The following is a 6,223-nucleotide window of genomic DNA, read 5'->3' on the forward strand; positions in this document are numbered from 1 at the left end:
ATCGCGGGGCAAGGGCGTTTTTTCAGGTGTATCGGGCTGTGCCCGTTTGCGCGTTGGCGATGATCGTAGTGGGAGCGGGTTTATCCGCGAAGCAACCGATTCAGTGCTTGCGGATAAACCTGTTTCCAGCCAGGCGTTGGATCAGCCCAGTGGCGGGGTGCGCGGCGGAATCATGCGACGCGAGCCGGTGGCCTCGAAGGCGGCACCGAAGCTCAGCAGTGCATTGTCGCTGTAGGCACGGCCTGCGAAGGTCAGACCGACCGGCATACCGATGTCGGCCATCACGCCCATGGGTACGGTGACAGTGGGCACACCCAGGTGACGGATGGCCAGGTTGCCGTTGGCGACCCAGACGCCGTTGCTCCAGGCGATATCTGCCGATACGGGGTTGACGTCGGCATCGGCCGGGCCCACGTCGGCCACGGTCGGGAACAGCACCGCGTCCAGGCCCAGGTTGTCCATCCAGTCTTCCAGGTCCATCTTGCGGGTCTTTTCCAGCCCACGCAGGCCGTCCGGCAGGGTCTCGATCTGATCCCAGGTCTTCAGGCCGCGCTTGGCCATGTTGACGTACTCATCCATGCCGGCCGCCAGGTCGTCCTCACGGTTGGGCAGGGTGCCCGGGTCGTGGGGGAAGATCTGCGGGCCGTCGACGTCGGCCAGGCGGTTGAGCTTCGGATCATTGTTGGCGCGCAGGAAGTCATCGAAGGCCCAGCCGGACAGTTCCCACAGTTCATCGTGCAGGAATTCCTTGGAGACGATGCCGCGGTTGTACACCGTCGGAGCGCCCGGGCGGTCGCCTTCGCAGTTGGACACCAGCGGGAAGTCCACTTCGATCACTTCGGCACCGGCCGCTTCCAGGGCTTGACGCGCCTGCTTCCACAGGTCGATGACGCTGGCGCGGGTATTGATGCGTTGGCCGGTCGGGCCACCGATGCCAGGTTTTTCCGAGGTGCCGGCGTCAGGGTCGGCATTGATGTACATCTTCGGCACGCCAAAACGCTTGCCCTTGAGGGCGCTGGCGTCGACGGCCAGATCCAGGTAGGAAGCCGGGCGTACCGAGGACGCAGCCGGGATCGGCACCCATGGCTGTAGACGCCACAGGTCGCCACGCTTGTCGGCGTCATCGGCAACGACGACATCGAGGATTTCCAGCAGATCGGCCATGGTGCGGGCGTAGGGCACCACGACGTCCATGGTCGGCGTCAGCGGCCAGTTGCCGCGCACCGAGATGACCCCGCGCGAGGGGGTATAGGCGCACAGACCGTTGTTCGAGGCAGGGCCACGGCCGCTGGACCAGGTTTCTTCTGCCAGGCCGAAAGCCGAATAGCTGGCAGCGGTGGCGGTCCCGGCACCGTTGGACGAGCCGGAGGCGAACGGCGCGGTCAGGTAGGCGGCGTTGTACGGGCTTTCGGCGCGGCCATAGACGCCACGCTGCATGCCGCCGTTGGCCATCGGTGGCATGTTGGTCTTGCCCAGGCAGATGGCACCGGCGGCGCGCAGGCGCTCGATGGTGAAGGCGTCGCGCTGGGCCACCAGGTCCTTGAAAGCCGGGCTGCCGGAAGCGGCGGTCAGGCCTTTGACCAGGTAGCTGTCCTTGGCGGTGTAAGGGATGCCATCGAGCGGGCTCAACGTCTGGCCCTTGGCTCGGCGAGCGTCGGAGGCCTCGGCCTCCTTGAGCGCTTCAGGATTGCGTACCACCACAGCGTTCAGGGCAGTGGCGGTGTCGGCTCCGTCATAGGCGTCGATGCGGGCCAGGTAGGCCTTGACCAGCTCAACCGCCGTCGTGCGGCCGGACTCGAGCGCGTCGCGCAGCTCGGCAATGGAAACCTCAGTTACCTCGATCATGCTGTCACCAGTTATGCAGGTGGAAACTCGTGGCGCGAGTGTAGCAAGAAGCCCTTGCCCGGCGCAGGCATGCAGCGTGGCAATGGTCATTTGCACGGCGGCAGTCTCGTGCGCTGCATGCGTGCGTCAGTGCATGTGTCGAGGTCGAGGCTCAGACCGCCTCGAATGGCGTTTTTTCTGGTTTGCGAAGGCCACTACGCGCCCCGTCCGCAGGCTTCGTCAGCGTCTACAGGTTCCGTAGGCGCTTGCTCGGTGGAAGCTGGCAAGCCTGCGATGGGCTGCAAGGCAGCCCAGGCATTTCACACCAAGTCTGCCGCCGAATGCCGCTCCGGCACCTGGCTTTGCTCATCCCCCCAGGTCCGGTTCACCCGGGTACCTCGCTGCACAGCCGGCCGTTGGGCGATGGCCTCGGCCCAGCGCTGCACATGGGGGTATTCATGCACAGCAAGAAACTCTGCCGCGCCATACAGGTTGCCGCGCACCAACTGGCCATACCAGGGCCATACGGCGATGTCGGCAATGCTGTATTGCTCGCCGCCGAGGTAGTCGCTTTCGGCCAGACGTCGGTCGAGCACATCCAGTTGGCGCTTGGCCTCCATGGTGAAGCGATTGATGGCGTATTCGAACTTCTCGGGTGCATAGACATAGAAGTGACCAAAACCACCGCCCAGGTAAGGCGCCGAGCCCATCTGCCAGAACAGCCAGTTCAGGCACTCGGTCCGGGCAGCTGGGGCCTTGGGCAGGAAAGCGTCGAACTTCTCGGCCAGGTACAACAAGATCGAACCGGACTCGAACACCCGCACGGGCGGCTCGACGCTGCGATCGAGCAGGGCGGGGATCTTCGAGTTGGGGTTGACCTGCACGAACCCGCTGGAAAACTGGTCGCCTTCGCCGATGCGGATCAGCCAGGCGTCGTACTCGGCGCCGGCATGGCCGAGAGCCAACAGCTCCTCCAGCAAGATGGTCACCTTGACCCCGTTGGGCGTGGCCAGTGAGTACAACTGCAGCGGGTGCTTGCCCACCGGCAGCGCCCGCTCGTGGGTGGGGCCGGCGACAGGCCGGTTGATGTTGGCGAACTGACCGCCGGACGGCGCCTCGTGGGTCCAGACCTTGGGCGGGACGTAGGGTTTGCTCATGGGCGAAGTCTCCTGAAGGCTCGAGGTAGGCACATCGTAAGGTGGACCTGCATCTATGCCATGGGTTCGCCGCCGGGGGCAAATGCATTGTGGGGGGGCGTTGGGGGCATCACGCCATGCGCTGAAGGCGTGGCGGTATGGGTGCGGGCCCTCGCTTACAGTGGGCGGTGACGCTGTAAGCGAGGGAATGGGCTAATAGAAAGCGGCGCTCACCACGGCGCGATTACTTTATTGGCTGGCGACAGATGGTGCCTCGGAACCAATGATCAGGCCGCGTCTGGGTCCCCCCGACTGGAAACCCGGCATATTGTGGCGTCAGCATCCAACGCATGCCTGGCCCCGCTGCATCAGGTAGCCAGACCTCATATGTTAGCCAGTTGATTTGCATATAGCCCCATTCTGAGGTCGGGGTGCCCAGGGCGCGAACATTATCGCCTTTTGTCGCTTCGGCTTTTGATACTTGTATAAGTCCCAGGGAACTACAGATTTTCATCGCGTCCTTCCAAGGTTCCATATAGTCGTGCGCCATATGGAACCAGTTACTTACCTTGAAGGTATAACGGTGTGTCACTGCGCTGCCCTTGCGAGCGCCGGTAATCGTTATCGTGCCCGAGTCGGTATCACTGGGTTGCGCAGTGAACTCGAAGTATCCATTGCTTGAGGGCGTTAGCCAACTTGCCGTTGAAGTCCATGTGTAATCCACTGGGTCGGCGCCGTTTGCCAATTCCACCACAAAACTGGCTTCCAAATGAGCGGTAGTCGGGAACCCGGTACTTACAGGAAATCGATGCCGGGGCCGGCCGGCATTCAGCGCTACGATCTCGGTACTCATCAGCTCGATGGGGCGCTTCAATGAGTTCATGTTGATGCCATCCAGGCGTGGGACAACTTCATAACGGCCTACCTTCGGCCCTTGCAGTTGCACCTGATAGCCCTTGGCCGTTGATGTGACTGCGCTTAGCGTGACATCGGACGTGGGCTTTCCAGCGCTGTCCGTCACGAGGAACGAGACCCGATCGAGCAGGTCGGCTATCGATTGATCGAGCTCGTTGCGCACGTCAAATGTAATGGCGGCTTGGTGCACGTCATCGGCGAATATTTTGGAGTTCGACAGCGTGATCGTGGAGTGCGCCTCTGATGGCAGCAACGTCAATACGGTCAACTCCGCTGTCAGGCTATCCATCGAGTCGTTTTCAACGCGAGGAGTGATGGTCAGGTCGCCCGGTATCTTCGTTTTAAGCGTGGTGCGGTAGTTGCCCTCCACGGTTTCCTGCACAGGGTCCAACTTGAAGCCCTCAGGTGGCAGTGGTTGGTTGCTGGCGTCCCGGACGATGAATGTCAGTGCATCGGCCAACCCACTCACCGGCTTGTCGTTGATGTCCTTGGCGGTGAAGTTCAGGGTGGAGAACTCCTTCAAATTGGCCTTGATCGTGTCCGGCTTGATCTGAAACTTCGAGTGGCTTGCAGCTGGCGGCAGAGGCAGCAGCTCGACGTCGGCTTTCAGCGTGCCGAACGGGGCGCCGTTGTAGTGCGGTATGAAGGTGTAGTGGCCTGGGATAGTGCCCTGGAGCGTTGCACGGTACTCACCGGTCTTGGCTTCTGAAATGTCGCCGAGCGTAATGCCCGGGGCCGGGCCGTTGGCCAGTTCGAACTTCAGCTGATCGGCGAGACCTCCCACGGGCTTGTCGTTTGCGTCCCTGGCGGTGAAAGTCAGCGTCGATGGGGCGGTGCCACTTGCCGGGATCTTGGGCGGTGCGGCCTCGAACGTCGAGCGGCCCAGTGCAGGCGGCAAGGCCTTCAGTTGCACGGTGGCACTCAAGCCATTGACCGGCTGGCGCCCGATGGTCGGGACAAAGGTGTAAGTGTCTGCTTGCAGGCCGCGCACTGTGGTGACGTAGATGCCGGTATTGCCGCTCTCCTGGATCGGCTCGAGGGTGAGCTCGTCAGGTGCCGGTGGCAGGCCGCTGCTATTGGTGGCATTCACTGCCAGCCGGTTGCCCAGGCCGGTGACGGGATTACCGTTGATGTCCTTGGCCACGAAGGTCAGTGTCGAGGGATCGGAGCCGTTGGCCGGGATGATGTCTGGCTTGGCCTCCAATTTCGAAGTGGACGGCACGGGCCGCAACGCCTGCAGCTCAACCTCGGCGTTGAGGCGGCCGATGGGCTTACCGCCCAGCTGGGGGGTGACGGTGTAACGGCCGACCAATTTGCCCTTGAACGTCGCGGTGTAGCGGCCTTGGGCGCTTTCCACGATGGGGCTCACCGTCACATCCGGAGGCGACGCGCTGCCCTTGTCGCTGTGCACCGCGAACTTCAGATGCTTGGCGATGCCCTCCACCGGTGCGCCATTGGCGTCCTGAGCGGTGAAGGTGAGTACAGCATGGGTTTTGTCGTCCGCCGGGAGTGAGCTGCGGTCTGCGGCGAAGGCGGATTTGCCGTCGTCCGGCACAGAGCTGACCGTGCTGACCTGCGCTTGCGACAGCGCAGTCCCTTGAACGGACGGGGTCAAGGTAATCGATTGCGGCGCGCTGCCCGCGGTCACCCGTACTTCATAGTCGCCCGCCGAAACACGCTCAGGCTTCGAAACCACGATGCCGCCGGCGCGCGTTTGCGTCTCGGCGACAGCGATCTGAATATCCGCCAAGGCGATGTCCACCGGCTGCTGCTGCTCGTCGCGGATGGCGAGGGTCAGGGTTTGCTGAGTCTTGCCATCGGCCGGCAGCACGGTATGGGCAGGGGTGAAGGTCGAGTGGCGCGCGCTGACCGCGGGAGCGTTGACGGTCACGCGGGTCTCGCTGCGCCCGGAGCGGTTGCCTTTGCTGTCCACGGCCACGCCGTGGAGGGTGTAGACGTTGGTTTGCTGGGTTTGGTAGTCGGGCAGCAGCACGCTGTAGTGGGGGCCGCCGTCGTGCACGAGCCGGCCGCCGGCCTGCAGCAGCGCCGGGGCTGTCCAGTCGATGTGCGACAGCGGGTACTTGCTGTTGACCCACACGCTCAGGGATTTGGTCTCGCCGCCCTGGCCGCTGACGTGGGCGGCGGCGGCCATTTGGATGACCTGCTTCTTGCGGTACTCGAGGACGATGTGGTTGTTGCGTTCGACCAGGTCGTAACGGCTGCCAGCCAGGGTGCGCAGGGCGCCGACGCCGGCGGGGTCGACCTGCTTGGCCCAGGGCTCGCCGATCTGGTAGCTGAACTCGGCACCGACGGTGGTCTCGTTGCCGCCGTTGCCCTTGCGTTGGTCG

Annotated in this window: 3 protein-coding genes; all 3 read right to left on the minus strand. The window is 63.3% G+C overall.

Annotated elements, in window-relative coordinates; all coding sequences use genetic code 11:
- Positions 1 to 141: 141 nt before the first annotated feature.
- Positions 142 to 1,845 (minus strand): amidase, encoded by a 1,704-nt coding sequence (locus BLS27_RS11570; protein WP_043215839.1) that lies wholly within the window; start codon positions 1,843 to 1,845, stop codon positions 142 to 144.
- A 299-nt stretch (positions 1,846 to 2,144) separates the two neighbouring features.
- Positions 2,145 to 2,981 carry a glutathione-dependent disulfide-bond oxidoreductase gene (gene yghU / locus BLS27_RS11575; RefSeq protein WP_090344847.1) on the minus strand — a complete coding sequence of 279 codons (837 nt, stop codon included), beginning with the start codon at positions 2,979 to 2,981 and terminating at the stop codon, positions 2,145 to 2,147.
- Positions 2,982 to 3,204: 223 nt separating this feature from the next.
- Positions 3,205 to 6,223 (minus strand): invasin domain 3-containing protein (locus BLS27_RS11580; protein WP_208599409.1); only part of this gene is annotated, 3,019 nt, incomplete at its 5' end.

Origin of the sequence: Pseudomonas guariconensis (assembly GCF_900102675.1) — a bacterium.
Classification (GTDB): Bacteria; Pseudomonadota; Gammaproteobacteria; order Pseudomonadales; family Pseudomonadaceae; genus Aquipseudomonas; species Aquipseudomonas guariconensis.